General features: G+C 60.2%; 13 protein-coding genes. 5 read left to right on the plus strand and 8 right to left on the minus strand.

Annotated elements, in window-relative coordinates; translation table 11 throughout:
* The first annotated feature begins 35 nt into the window (after nucleotides 1-35).
* Genes BARVI_RS10930 through BARVI_RS10940 form a run of 3 tightly spaced genes read left to right on the plus strand, consistent with a single transcriptional unit; the run spans nucleotide 36 to nucleotide 2,776 of the window.
* Nucleotides 36-968, plus strand: coding sequence for an efflux RND transporter periplasmic adaptor subunit (locus BARVI_RS10930; RefSeq protein ID WP_394330810.1), 933 nt, complete (start codon nucleotides 36-38; stop codon nucleotides 966-968).
* A gap of 9 nt (nucleotides 969-977) precedes the next feature.
* Nucleotides 978-2,021, plus strand: coding sequence for a sensor histidine kinase (locus tag BARVI_RS10935; protein WP_025279281.1), 1,044 nt, complete (start codon nucleotides 978-980; stop codon nucleotides 2,019-2,021).
* Nucleotides 2,018-2,776 carry a LytR/AlgR family response regulator transcription factor gene (locus tag BARVI_RS10940; protein ID WP_025279282.1) on the plus strand — a complete coding sequence of 253 codons (759 nt, stop codon included), beginning with the start codon at nucleotides 2,018-2,020 and terminating at the stop codon, nucleotides 2,774-2,776. The genes BARVI_RS10935 and BARVI_RS10940 overlap by 4 nt, the downstream gene beginning before the upstream one ends.
* Nucleotides 2,777-2,953: 177 nt before the next feature.
* On the opposite strand, the gene BARVI_RS10945 is transcribed toward BARVI_RS10940, so the two are convergent.
* The 8 genes from BARVI_RS10945 to BARVI_RS10980 all read right to left on the minus strand — a co-directional run bounded on the left by BARVI_RS10945 (nucleotide 2,954) and on the right by BARVI_RS10980 (nucleotide 10,528).
* Complete coding sequence (locus BARVI_RS10945) at nucleotides 2,954-3,796, minus strand: DUF4886 domain-containing protein (protein WP_025279283.1); 843 nt, start codon at nucleotides 3,794-3,796, stop codon at nucleotides 2,954-2,956.
* A 111-nt stretch (nucleotides 3,797-3,907) separates the two neighbouring features.
* Complete coding sequence (locus BARVI_RS10950) at nucleotides 3,908-4,432, minus strand: hydrogenase maturation protease (RefSeq protein ID WP_025279284.1); 525 nt, start codon at nucleotides 4,430-4,432, stop codon at nucleotides 3,908-3,910.
* The gene (gene cybH / locus BARVI_RS10955) at nucleotides 4,413-5,174 is read right to left on the minus strand and encodes a Ni/Fe-hydrogenase, b-type cytochrome subunit (RefSeq protein ID WP_025279285.1); all 762 of its coding nucleotides are present in this window, start codon (nucleotides 5,172-5,174) and stop codon (nucleotides 4,413-4,415) included. Before cybH ends, BARVI_RS10950 begins: the two co-directional genes overlap by 20 nt.
* 29 nt (nucleotides 5,175-5,203) lie before the next feature.
* Nucleotides 5,204-6,922 (minus strand): nickel-dependent hydrogenase large subunit, encoded by a 1,719-nt coding sequence (locus BARVI_RS10960; protein WP_025279286.1) that lies wholly within the window; start codon nucleotides 6,920-6,922, stop codon nucleotides 5,204-5,206.
* 19 nt (nucleotides 6,923-6,941) lie between these two features.
* A complete protein-coding gene (locus BARVI_RS10965; protein WP_394330832.1) occupies nucleotides 6,942-8,126 on the minus strand; it encodes a hydrogenase small subunit in 1,185 nt (394 codons plus the stop codon).
* Nucleotides 8,127-8,145: 19 nt separating this feature from the next.
* Nucleotides 8,146-9,186 (minus strand): hydrogenase expression/formation protein HypE, encoded by a 1,041-nt coding sequence (gene hypE / locus BARVI_RS10970; RefSeq protein ID WP_025279288.1) that lies wholly within the window; start codon nucleotides 9,184-9,186, stop codon nucleotides 8,146-8,148.
* A gap of 15 nt (nucleotides 9,187-9,201) precedes the next feature.
* The gene (gene hypD / locus BARVI_RS10975) at nucleotides 9,202-10,290 is read right to left on the minus strand and encodes a hydrogenase formation protein HypD (RefSeq protein WP_025279289.1); all 1,089 of its coding nucleotides are present in this window, start codon (nucleotides 10,288-10,290) and stop codon (nucleotides 9,202-9,204) included.
* Nucleotides 10,280-10,528: a HypC/HybG/HupF family hydrogenase formation chaperone gene (locus BARVI_RS10980; protein ID WP_025279290.1), complete on the minus strand. Its 249-nt coding sequence runs from the start codon at nucleotides 10,526-10,528 to the stop codon at nucleotides 10,280-10,282. Before BARVI_RS10980 ends, hypD begins: the two co-directional genes overlap by 11 nt.
* Before the next feature lie 81 nt (nucleotides 10,529-10,609).
* On the opposite strand from BARVI_RS10980, the gene hypF reads away from it, so the two are divergent.
* Both hypF and BARVI_RS10990 read left to right on the plus strand, forming a co-directional pair.
* Entirely contained in the window at nucleotides 10,610-12,889 is a 2,280-nt protein-coding gene (gene hypF, locus BARVI_RS10985; RefSeq protein WP_025279291.1) for a carbamoyltransferase HypF, read from the plus strand.
* Nucleotides 12,890-12,901: 12 nt separating this feature from the next.
* Nucleotides 12,902-13,261, plus strand: a complete 360-nt coding sequence (locus tag BARVI_RS10990) for a hydrogenase maturation nickel metallochaperone HypA/HybF (protein WP_025279292.1) — start codon at nucleotides 12,902-12,904, stop codon at nucleotides 13,259-13,261.
* The last annotated feature ends 7 nt before the right edge of the window (nucleotides 13,262-13,268 follow it).

Below are 13,268 nucleotides of genomic sequence, written 5' to 3' on the forward strand. Positions count from 1 at the left end.
AGCAATCCAATCATTCACCTCAAAAATCCAAGAAAATGAACCATACAATGAACCTGATGAAACAACCTGCGATTTATCTGATGCTGGCCCTGCTGGCTGCATCGTGTTCAAACTCGTCGAGCTCTTCGACCTCGACCGAGTCGGCCGGGGCCCCCGACACGGTGGCACAGGCCCCGGGCGACAGTGCTCAAATGCCCAAGGTCGATGGTGTGAGCGGTGCCACCAACGTCTCCAATCCGCCTTCGTTCAATGGCGTTATTATGATGCCCCCGCAAAGCCACGTCACCGTCACGCTGAGCATGGGCGGCTCGGTGCAGGAGATTCGGGTCCTGCCCGGCCAGCACGTGCGCAAGGGCGAGGTGATTCTCACCTTGGCCAATCCCGCCTTCATCGAGCTTCAACAATCCTACCTCGATGCCGCCGCCCAGACCGAATATCTGAAAAAGGAGTATGAACGCCAGCAGAAACTGGTTTCCGGCGAATCGGCTTCGTTGAAGCGCCTGCAACAGAGCAAGGCCGACTACCTGTCGATGAAGAGCCGCATGGAGGCTGCCGCTGCCCAACTCACCTTGCTGGGCACCGATACCGCTTCGCTCTCTCGTAATGGTATTCGCACCTACCTCGATGTGCGGGCTCCGCGCAACGGCTATGTGACCAACATGGATATCAATGCCGGCAAATATTTTGCCGCAGGCGAACCCGTGTGTGACGTGATTGACAAGAGTGCCCCCATGTTGCAGCTGACCGCCTATGAAAAAGATTTGGACAAGTTGCAACCGGGGACTCGCTTCACCTTCAATGTGAACGGTATGCCCGACACCTCGTTCACGGCCGATCTGGTCTCGGTCGATCAGATGGTCGACAACGTCAACCGCTCCATCAAGGTCTATGCCCGCATCTTGCAGGCAAACACGAATTTCCGCCCCGGCATGTATGTGGTGGCCAAGATTACGGATAAAAAGCACTAACTTTATCGCATGAAGTTGTTTCGTCTCCATAAGCGGTTCCTGTTGATGCTGAACGCTATCGCCATTCTGGTGGCGTTCCTGATGCACCTGCCCGAGCTCATAGCCCTCTTCGAGCCCGAGGCGGGCAGCCGTCTCTTCCCCGATGTGCACTGGGCCAACGTCAGCTACGAGATACTGTTTACCTATCTCTCCATGTTGCTGCTCTTTCTCCTGAACATCAAAATCATGATGCCCGCCAAGCCCACGACCGAGTTGGGGTGGAAGCGGGTGGCGGTGACGTTTGTCGTCACGCTGGTGGTGTGCAATCTGCTGGGAAAGGGCTTTGTCTATGTGCATCAGCACCTCGGGGTCCCCGCCATTACGGCCACGCTGCATCACTACCTGCACCCGTTGCGCGATATCTTGATTGCCTGCATCGTTACCGGTACCAGTTACCTGTACTATCAGAACCAACGCAGCCGGCGCATGTTGCTCGAGAATGAACAGTTGCGCACCGAAAATCTCGTCAACCAGTACGAGGCCTTGAAGAGTCAGCTCAATCCGCACATGCTCTTCAACTCGCTCAACACCCTCTATTCGCTCATCAGGGAGTCGCCCGACAAGGCGCAGAACTACCTGCAAGAGCTGTCGCGGGTCATGCGCTACACGTTGCACGACAACCAGTCGCACACCGTGGCCCTGAGCGAAGAGATGAGCTTCGTGCGTTCCTACATCTACTTGTTGCAGATGCGTTATGAAGACAATCTGCATTTCGAGATTGAGATTCCGCAAGAGCTGCTGCAACGGCAGGTGCCGTTGATGGCCGTGCAGATGCTGGTCGAGAATGCCGTGAAGCACAACGAAATCAGCAACCGCAAGCCCCTCACCATACGCATCTGTGCCCAGGGCGATTCCCTCTGCGTGAGCAACCGCATTCAGCCCCGACTCTCGGACAGCAGCAATACCTGCATAGGGCTGGCCAACCTGTCGAAACGTTATCAGTTGCTCTTCGGGCGCGATATTACTATCGAAGAGAATGAAAAGAACTTTCAAGTAACTTTGCCGTTGATATGAAAACCTTGATTATAGAAGACGAGAAGGCTGCCCTCCGCAACTTGAAGGCGGCGATGAAAGAGGTAGCGGTCGAGTTTGAGATTGTGGGCGAGACCGACAGTGTGGCCGGTACGTTGGAGTGGTTTGCCGCGCACCCCATGCCCGAGCTGGTCTTTATGGACATACATCTGGCCGACGGTTCGGCCTTCGGTATCTTCGATCGGGTGGACATTACCTGTCCCATCATCTTCACCACCGCCTACGACGAGTATGCCTTGCAGGCCTTCCGGGTGAACAGTATCGCCTACCTGCTCAAACCCATCAGCGGTGTCGACCTGCAAAAGGCTGTCGACAAATTGAAAATGCTTGAAGGCAGTGAGAGCCGTCAACCGATGGTCGACCTGCAAGCCGTGATGCGTGCCCTGAAACGGGAGGAGAGTTACAAGACCCATTTTCTCGTCCCCGTGAAGGGCGACCGTTTCGTGCCGGTGAGTGTGGAGCAAATCTGCTATTTCTATATCGACGGCGGGGCCGTCAAGGCGGTGACGCAGTCGGCCGGGAGCTACGACTTCCAGCAGACCCTCGACGAACTGGCCGAGCAACTCAATCCCCGCCACTTCTTCCGGGCCAACCGGCAGTATATTGTGGCCCGCAAGGCTGTCGTCGGAGCCAGCCTGTGGTTCGGCGGACGCATGGTGCTGCAACTCACTCCCCCCACAGCCGAAAAGGTAATCATCAGCAAGGCTCGTGTCCCGGCCTTCAAAGAGTGGTTCTGATAATCGGGAGCGTACGTTTATCAGGCTTTGAAAAGAAACTAAAAAGGGTGTATCCAATTATGCAGGATACACCCTTTTTGGGGTTTATGCGGAGCCCTCCCGGGGAGAGGAGGTGCCGCAATCTTATTTATAGATGTCCAATTCTTTCGGGAAGCAAACTGTTATAAAACCCTGAAATTACAGGTGCGACAGGTCGGTGACGGCGGTGGGGCAGAGTATGGCGGCATGGGCGGCCTGTTGGGCAATCTTGGCCTGGGCTTCGCTCACCCCTTCGGGGCGGTAGGCAATGCCTGTCGACGGCTCGCCGAAGAAGGTCTCGAACCAGGTGCAGGCGGCGGTATAGCGGCCGTAGGTCAGGTTCAGGTGATAGCCGTCGCGGCACAGGGTGTCGCCCAGGCTGCTGCTGCGGGCATTTTGTATGGCCGTGCCGGTGGGTATGACCCGGGTGATGTGTTGCCTGCGGGCGGCCTGGCTGTAAGCAAAGACCACGTCGTCGTACATGGTTTGCTGGTCTTTCCCGTAGCGGTAGAAGCCGGGGTGGGTCGAGTTCCGGGCATAGGCCCAGGTCTGTTGCAGGGCATACTGCACGTGGGGATTGGTGGCGAGTGGCCGCACATAGTCCATGAGTTCGGCCAGGTCGGGGAAGTAGGTGCCGTATTGTCCGGCCAAGTCGCTCACCTGTTGGAAGACGATATAGTCCCACGCTTCGTCCCGAATGGCGTCGTGCAGCGTTTTGTCATGCTCTTCGGTATATTTCCCGTCGATGTTCTTGCGGTACAGATAGGCAGGGCGGTCGTGACGGGCGTTGTCTAGGTGGCGTGCGATGGAGCAGCCGCCTATGTAGGTATTGGCGACGATGATGTGTTTCCCGGCCGAGCGGGCCACCTCGTCGAGGTATTCGATGCCGTCGTCGGCAAAGCTGTTGCCGATGGCGAGTATCCTGAGGGTGTCGTTTTGGGCATGGAGCGATGCGGTCAGGAGCAAGGCGAAAAGGAGCAGTAGCGCACGATAGGTTTTCATAAGCCGTGATGATTTGAGGTATTTTTATTCGGGGAGCCAAATTACAAATTTTCTTTTGCTTTTCGTCCCCGGGAGGTGTGATATTTTTGTGCATTTGTGTGGGCAGGGGGCCTATTCGATGCGTATCGGGCAGCGACCGTGCCTCAGGTCTTTGATAATCTCGAAGACCAGTTGCAGAATTTGCGGTATGGCCCGCCTGATTTCGGGCGACAGGTGCATGCCCAGTCGGTGGCAGTTGCGCACGCTCACGGCCAGCAGTTCGATTTGCGGGGCCTGTCCCAGCAGGAGCATGGCGTCGATCATCTCTTTCAGCCCTATCTCGTGAGCGCTCAGCAACGGCGGGTAGTCGCGGGAGTATCGGGGCGATAGGCGGCGAATGGTACCGGCCGGGCGGTTGTCGAGCGCCGCGTCGACAAGGATTACCCGGGGATAGCTCTGCAAGGTCTCCAACAGAGCCAGTCCCCCGGTGCCTCCGTCGAGCACGTCGACACCTCGGGGCAACTCCATCTGGCTGAGGGTGTGCACAATGTGTATACCTATCCCCTCGTCGTTGAGCACGAGGTTGCCTATGCCCAGCACGAGAATGGGTTCGTTGGCCGGGTTGGCTGCGATGGGCTTATTTTCGTTTCGTTTCATGGGTTATTTCCTCTTTTTGTCGGTGAATCTGTTGTTGCTGCTGTTGTTCGGTCTCATAGGCCTCGGCCAGGTCTTCCCGTACGAACTTCCACCCGCCGATAATCGACGAGGCTACACCGTTGCGCTCGATGTAGTCGTGATAGAACACCAGGTAGATGTGGGCGATGGAGAAGAGGATAAAGGCCCACATGGCGATGTGGTGTATCTGCCGCACCACGAAAAAGCCTCCCCACATTTGCAGCAGCCACGAGAAGAAGGGTTCCATCACGTTGTTGGTCGATACGCAGAACATGGCCATGCCCGTGAAGGTCTGTACGAGGAAGAGCAGGAATACCCCGAAGTAGGTGAAGGCGGCCAGACTGTTGTGCCCGATGTCGTAGACCGGGTTGGGCGAGAGTAGCAGCACGTCGACCCGGGTGGTGTCGCAGATGCCCCGCCACTGTCGCCGGGTGAGCGGCAGGTAGTTGTTCCAGCGGGCGAACGAGTTGCCGGCAAAGGCCCAGTAGAGCCGCACCAGAAAGTTGAGGATAAAGACAAAGGCGGCGACAAAGTGGATAAACCGCACCCATCCGAACCAGTAGTTGGCCTCGGGCGGTGTGGCGTGCTGTATGGCCGGCGGGTTGCCGATGAGGTAGCCCGTCACGCACAGCACGACGATGGATAGGGCATTGGCCCAGTGGAAGATGCGCACGGGCAGCTCCCATACATAGACTTCGCGTAAGGATTTTCGGCGGCTTATCATGACGTTTCTTTTTTTGAGGGTGGGTCGGGTTATATCATTTCGCAGCGGTGTATGTGCTCGCCCTTCTCGTCGTAGAGGTGTACGGCACAGGCCATGCAGGGGTCGAACGAGTGTATGGTGCGAATGATTTCGAGCGGGGTCTGCGGGTCGGCGACGGGGGTGCCGACGAGGGAGGCCTCGAAGGCCGACCGCTCGCCCCGGGTGTCGCGGGGCGAGGCATTCCAGGTGGTGGGGACAATCATCTGGTAGTTGGCTACCTTTCCCTTCTCGATGTTCACATAGTGGGCCAGCGAGCCACGGGGAGCCTCGGTGAGGCCTACCCCCTGAGCCGATTCGGGCCAGGTGTCGGGTTCCCACTTGGTACCGTTGAACATGCGGTAGTCGCCGCGTTTGATGTTGAGCAGCAGGGCGGTGTAGAAGTCGGTCTGCCAGTCGGCCAGCAGACTGGCCTCGATGGCCCGGGCCAGGGTGCGTCCGGCGGTGGAGTACATCGCCTCGTAGCCGACTCCCAGCTGGTCGAGGCATCGCCGGGTGATGGCCCGGTAGGTTTCGTCGCCGCAGGCGTGGGCCACGATGTTGCGGGCCAGCGGTCCCGTCTCCATAGGCATACCTTTGTAGCGGGGCGTTTTGATCCAGCTGTACGGTTGGTCCCGATCGAGGTATTCGTAAGGGGGCGTGGCACCCGTGTAGTCGAGACGGGTCTCGCCCACCGAGGGGTGCAACCCCACCTCCTTGCCCTGCGTGTAGGAGTACCACGAGTTGTTGACGAATTCGAGCAGTCCGTCCATGGCCCACGGGTCGAACTCGATGACCTGCGACAGGTCTCGGTCGACGACGATGCCCCGCGGACTCTTGTAGGTCGACAGTTCGCCGTAGTGACCCATGGGGTAGTCGCCGTAGGCGATGTAGTTGCGCAGGCCGCCGCCGATGCGGGTCCACTCGGGGTAGTAGGAGAGAATGGCCACCACGTCGGGCAGGTAGACCTGTTGCACGAAGGTCTGCGTGCGTTCGATAATCTGGGCCACGTAGTTGAGCCGCTCCATGTTGAGGGCGTTGGGGTCGTTGATGTTGATGGCGCAGGCCATGCCGCCCACCAGAAAGTTGGGGTGCGGGTTCTTCCCCCCGAAGATGGTCTGGATTTTCACCATCTCCTTCTGCACGTCGAGCGCTTCGAGGTAGTGGGCCAGCGCCACGAGGTTGACCTCGGGCGGCAGCTTGTAGGCAGGGTGCCCCCAATAGCCGTTGGAGAAGATGCTGAACCGGCTTGTCTCGATGAAATTCTGTACCTTCTCCTGTATCTCGACAAAGTACCCGATGGAGTTCTTGGGCCAGTCCGAGAGGCTTTGGGCCACCTCGGCCGCCTTGCGGGGATCGGCTTTCAGGGCCGATAGCACGTCGACCCAGTCGAGCGCCTGCAACTGGTAGAAGTGGGTCACGTGGTCCTGTATGGTCACGGCCGACTGCATGAGGTTGCGCACCTGCTCGGCATTGGGCGGGACGACGATGCCGAGGGCATTTTCGACCGCCCGCACCGAACAGAGCGAATGTATCGAGGTGCATACGCCGCACACCCGGCCCACATAGGCCCACACGTCGCGGGGGTCGCGGTCCTTGACAATGATTTCGATGCCGCGTATCATGGTACCCGAGCTGAAAGCGTCGGTAATGATGCCGTCGTCGATGTCGGCCTCGATGCGCAGGTGGCCTTCGATTCGGGTGATGGGGTCTACAACAATTCGTTTGGTCATGATGGGATAGTTTTATCGGTTAGTCTTTCTCTTGTTCCAACTGATGCGCCTTGTGGTCGAGCCGCTTCTCCTGTTGCTCGATGTGCCGCTCGTCGGCGGCAAAGGCTTCGCGGTTGGGCTCGTCGTTGTCGAGCTGGTTCTTGATGAGCTTGCGTTTCTGGATATTGGTCACGATGGCGTGGGCGGCCACTCCCGCCGCAGCCACGGCGGTGAGTCCCAGACCTATCTGGTCGGCGGTAGCCTCGATGCCGAATCCGCGTACGTCGGGCAGGTGGTGATACAGGGGTTCGGCGTCCCAGAAACCGGGTTCGGCACAGCCTATGCAGCCGTGGCCCGACTGTATGGGGTAGCTCACCCCCTCGTTCCACTTGATGACGGCACACGAATTGAAGGTGTTGGGACCCTTGCAGCCCATCTTGTAGAGACAATACCCCTTCTTGGCGTTCTCGTCGTCGAAGGCCTCGACAAAGAGTCCGGCATCGAAGGCCGGCCGGCGGTAGCAGGTGTCGTGAATGCGGCGGCCGTAGAAGGTAACGGGTCGGCCCATGGCGTCGAGTTCGGGCAGACGGTCGAAGGTGAGTATGTAGGTAATGACTCCGGCCATGACGTCGGCGATGGGCGGACAGCCCTGCACGTTGATGACCGGTTTGCCCGAGATGACTTTATGCACGGGTTTCGCATCGGTGGGGTTGGGATAGGCTCCCTGCACGCACCCCGACGAGGCGCAGTTGCCCCAGGCGATGATGGCGCTCGCTCCCCGGGCCGCTTCGTCGAATATCTGTCGGGCCGACTGTCCGGCGATGGTGCAGTAGCCCGGGTTGCCCAGGGGAATGGAGCCTTCGACAATCATGATATACTTGCCCCAGTTGGCTTTCATGGAGCGCTCGCGAACCTCTTCGGCCTGGAATCCGCTGGCTGCCATGAGCGTGTCGGAGTAGTCGAGCGAAATCATTTCGAGCAGAATCTGCCCCACGAGCGGGTGCGACGACCGCAGGAACGACTCGCTGCAACAGGTACATTCCTGAAAGTGAAACCACAGTACCGGTTTGCGGGGCTTGGATTGCAGGGCGTTGACCACCTGGGCCAGGCCGCTCTGTTGGAGCCCCAGCATGGCTCCCATGATGCCGCAGAATTTGAGAAACTGGCGGCGGGTGTATCCTTTCGCTTTCAATTCCTGGTAGAATGTCTTTTCTTTTTCCATGATGGATAGGCGTTTGATAGGTTCAACAAATGCGAGGCAGCTGTTCGCCGCTCAGCATATCGAGCACGCGGGTCTGTCCCAGGGCCAGTTCCAGAAGCACCTCGGGGCGGCGGTCGTCGGTCACGTGGCCGATGAGGCGGGCCCCCTTCCCGTGCGGGTCGTTGCGAATGATGTGCAGGGCCTGTTCGGCATGTTCGTCGGGCAGGAAGATGAGCAGGATACCCTCGTTGGCTACGTAGAGCGGGTCGAGCCCCAGCAGGTCGCAGGCGGCACGCACCGGCGGCTCGATGGGGAGTGACTGTTCGTCGAGGGTGATGGTGACGCCGGCCCCCTCGGCAATTTCGTTGAGCGTACTCGACAGGCCGCCCCGGGTGGGGTCGCGCAGCATGTGTACGTCGGGGACACCGGCCAGCAGGTTCGATACGATGTGGGTCAGGGCGGCGGTGTCGCTCTCGATGGTTGTCTCGAAGTTCAGCCCCTCGCGAGTGGAGAGTATCGACACTCCGTGATTGCCTATCGGGCCGGTCACGATTACGGCGTCGCCCTTCTGTACCCGGTGCAGACCTATCTCGATGTTGCCGGGTACGAGTCCGATACCCGAGGTGTTGATGTAGAGCCCGTCGCATTTGCCGTGTTCCACCACTTTGGTGTCGCCGGTCACAATCGATACGCCTGCCCGTGTGGCAGCCTCGCGCATGGCCTGCACCACTTGCCGCAGGGTGTCGAGGGGGAGCCCCTCTTCCAGAATGAAGGCGGCCGAGAGGTAGAGCGGTGTCGCCCCGCAGCACAGCAGGTCGTTCACGGTACCGTTCACGGCCAGGTCGCCGATGTTGCCGCCGGGGAAGAAGAGTGGAGAAACCACAAACGAGTCGGTTGTGAAGGCGAGGCGCGAATGGGGCATCGGCAGGGTGGCCCCGTCGTGAGCCTGTTCGAGCCATTGGTTGGCAAAGGCCGGGTAGAAGATGCTTTCGATGAGGCGGTTGGTCATGCGTCCGCCCCCGCCGTGGGCGAGGGTGATGCAGTCGGTAGGCTGCGTGGGCAGCGGACAATCGGGTATGTTCATTTTCGTTCCAGTTTTTTAAGTCGTTCGATAACGGTAGAAAGCGGCGCAAGCCCCTTCGGCCGAGACCATCGAGGGTCCCATCGGGGAGTCGGGGGTGCAGCGGCGGCCGAAGAGGGGGCATTCGCGGGGCGAAATCTTCCCCTTCATAATCTCTCCGGCCCGGCAGGGATTGGTGCCGTTGGGGAGGCTTACCGTGCAGTGAAAACGGTTTCGGGCTTCATATTGTTCATAGGCTGGACGCAGTTTCAACCCGCTGCCGGGAATGGTGCCCAGCCCCCGCCAACGGGCGTCGCAGGGAGTGAAGAATCGGGACGTTTCGCGGCGGGCCTTTTCGTTGCCCTGCGGGGGGACGGCCCGGGCGTAAGCGTTGACGACCCGCGCTTCTCCCCGGGTGTGGAGCTGTATCACGCGGTAGATGCCATAGAGCAGGTCGGCCGGCTCGAACCCCGTGACGGCGATGGGCCGCCGGGTCTGCCGGGCCAGTTTTCGGTATTCGTCGATGCCGGTAATCGAGCAGACGTGTCCGGCGGCGAGCAGCGCATCGGTGTGGCATTCGGGATCGCGGGTAAGGAACCGGATAGCGGCCGGCAAGGTGAAGAGCGAGGTGAGCAGGGAGAGATTTCCCAGACGCTCGGCCACGGCCTGGCTTAGCAGCAGGGTGTAGAGCGGGGTGGTGGTCTCGAAGCCGATGGCGAAGAAGACCACCTGCCGGTTCCGGTTCTCCCGGGCTATGTCCAGCGCGTCGAGCGGCGAATAGACGATGCGAATGTCATACCCCTCGGTGCGCAGATGTTGCAGGCTCTTCCCTCCGCTGCCTGGTACCCGTATCATGTCGCCGAACGAGCAGAGGGTCGTGCCGGGCAGGCGGGCTATCGCGAGAGCCTGGTCGACAGTCTCGGCGGGGGTGACGCACACGGGGCAACCCGGGCCGTGAATCATCTGCACGGTGTCGGGCAGCAGCTCTTCGATGCGGTAGCGCGACAGAGCGTAGGTCTGACCGCCGCATACCTCCATGATGCGTATGGGGCGCGCGGCCTCCTGCCGGATTGCCCGGAGCAAGGCCGTAAGGTGGCGGGTCTCCCGGAAAGGTTGGTCATACCACATGGTCGTCGGGGGTTAGGTAGTGAGCCAGCCGGTCGAAATCGGCCAGCGTCGCTTCGGCCTCCTCCCGGTCGAGTCGGGCGATGGCCATACCGGCATGGGCCAGAATAAAGTCGCCGGTAGAAGCGTCGACGTACTGAATGCAGATGGATTTGTACACGCCGCCGAAGTCGACGGTCGCCATACGCAGGGGCGTCGAGTCGTCGATGGCGATGATTTTTCCGGGAATAGCCAGGCACATGAGGGTTCGGTTTTTACATATACCCCTGAACAACCATCGGCCTTGGATTGTTTAGAAAGCAATCTGAAAAAACGTTTGCAGATGAATCACTATCACATACATGTCAGGGGGCTTGTGCAGGGTGTGGGGTTCCGCCCCTGTATCTATCGCCTGGCTACCGAGATGGGGTTGCACGGCTATGTGGAAAACAGTAACGACGGGGTGCTCATTGTGTTGCAGGCGACCGACGAGGAGAAGGAGCACTTTGTGCAGGCCTTGCCGCTCGTGGCTCCGGCCGTCGCTACTATCGAACGAATCGATGTCGAGGAGTGCCCGGCAAATTGCACCTACGATCGGTTCGAGATTGCTTCCAGCCGCAGCGAAGGCGACGAAATCACCCGCGTCAGTCCCGATATTGCCATCTGTCCCGAGTGCCTGCAAGACCGTCGGCGACAACCTCACCGCAAGGATTATCCCTTCATCAACTGTACCCACTGCGGTCCCCGTTTCACCATTATCCAGGCGTTGCCCTACGACCGGGCGGTAACGACCATGAGCGACTTTGCCCTGTGCGATACCTGCCGCAGCGAATATGCCGATGTGACCGACCGCCGGTTTCATGCCCAGCCCATTGCCTGCAACCGTTGCGGCCCGGCCTACACGTTGTGCGATTCGGGCGGAGCCCGGGAACACGACTACCGGCACATCGTGAGCCGCATCGCCTCGGTGCTGACGGGCGGAGGCGTAGTGGCTCTGAAAAGTCTGGGTGGCTACAACCTGCTGTGCGATGCCGATAACGAGCAGGCGGTGACCCGGCTGCGGGAGGTGAAGGGGCGTTATGCCAAACCTCTGGCCGTGATGTACCGCGACGAGGCGACGGCCGCGGCCGATCTGGACCTGACCGACGAGGAGCGCCGGGCCCTGACCTCGTGGCGCCGTCCCATCGTGCTGTCGCACGAGCGCGCCCGTCACGCCCGCTGGCTCAACGACGGTTATCATTCGCTGGGGGTTCTGCTGCCCTATATGGCGATACACTACGACCTGTTCGAGGCGGCTCCGTCGCTGCGGCGCATCGTGGTGACCAGTGGCAATCGCAGCGGCAATCCCATTGTCATTGCCGACGGTGAGGCGCACGACCTCTTCGACCCGCAGGTCGACCTGGTGGTGTCGTACAACCGCGAAATCTACAACCGGGTCGACGACTCGGTCGTGTGCGAATACGACGGTCTGTGCCGACCCGTGCGCCGGGCTCGGGGCTATACCCCCGAACCGCTGCACAATCTGCAATCCACCGAGGGCATCGTCGCCGTGGGGGCCGAGCAGGTGTCGAGCTTTGCCGTGGGAAAACACGACGATATTCTGTTGAGCCAGTATGTGGGCGAGTTGTCCCGTCGCGGAAACCTCGGTTTCTTCGAGGAGTCTTTTTCGCACTTCGCCCGCATCTTCCGCTTCCGTCCCCGCTGTGTGGTGTGTGACCTGCACCCCGACTATGCGGCTACGGTGTGGGGCGAGCGCTATGCCGCCGAGCACCAACTGCCGCTCTATCGGGTGCAGCATCATCACGCTCATGCCGCGGCGGTGATGGCCGAGTATGACCTGGCGGGCGAGGTGCTGGCCCTGTGTCTCGACGGCACGGGCTATGGCGACGACTGCACGATATGGGGCGGGGAGCTGTTGCGCTGTTCGCGCAGCCGGTACACCCGGTTGTCGCATCAGCCCTATCTGCCCATGCCGGGAGGCGATGTGGCGGCCCGCGAGCCGTGGCGCATGGCCGTTTCGCTGCTCTATTCGCTCTATGGCGAGTCGATGCCGTTGCCCCACGATTTTGTGGAGCGAATCGGTGCCGACCGCATCAGACTGGTGTGCCGCATGATAGCCCGCCGCATCAACACGCCGCTGAGTTCGGGGGCGGGACGCCTCTTCGATGCCGTGGCCTCGTTGCTGGGGGTGGCCGATTTCAACCGCTATCAGGCCGAGGCTCCGCAGAAGCTGGAACAGCTGGCCGAAGGGTCGGCCGAGCGGCTCTATCCCTTCGACCCCGACAACCCCCTCGATATTTCATGGCTGGTGGTAGCCGTGGTCGACGAGTTGAACCGGGGGATACCCCGCAGTGAGATTGCCGGAGCTTTTCATGCGACCTATGCGGCCATGTGGTGTGCCGAGGTGGTGCGCCAGGCTGCACAGCAGAAACTTTCGCGCGTGGTTCTCTCGGGGGGGGTGTTGCAGAACAAGCGGCTGGTCGACCGTTTGATGAACCTGCTGCGTCAAGCCGGGTTACAACCCTATCTGCCGGCCGTCGTTCCCTGCAACGATGCCGGTATCGCCGTGGGGCAGATGGCCGTTGCCGCCGCCTGGCTCGAAGAGCGGGAGAGAAAGCGATAGGAGGTAGGAGCGATGCACGAATTGTCGTTGGCTTGTAGTGTGTTGGAGTTGGTCGGTAGCGAAATGCAACGGCATGGAGCCGGTACCCTGCGGAGCGTCGAGGTGACGGTGGGCGAGTTGTCGGGCGTCGATAGCGAGGCGTTTGTCTTTTCGTTGCAGATGGTTCTCGACCGCAGTGCCTATGCCGGAGCTCGGGTCTCCCTCACCCGGGTACCGCCCCGGTCGCACTGTACCGTTTGCGGGGCCGACTTTGAGCCGACCTCGTTCTATATGCCCTGTCCGCAGTGCGGCAGCCATGCCACGCGACTGGTGGCGGGACAGGAGTTTCGGCTCTCGTCGCTGACGGTCGAGACCGATGAAGATAAACCGTAACAAAATC

The sequence above is a fragment of the Barnesiella viscericola DSM 18177 genome, assembly GCF_000512915.1.
Classification (GTDB): Bacteria; Bacteroidota; Bacteroidia; order Bacteroidales; family Barnesiellaceae; genus Barnesiella; species Barnesiella viscericola.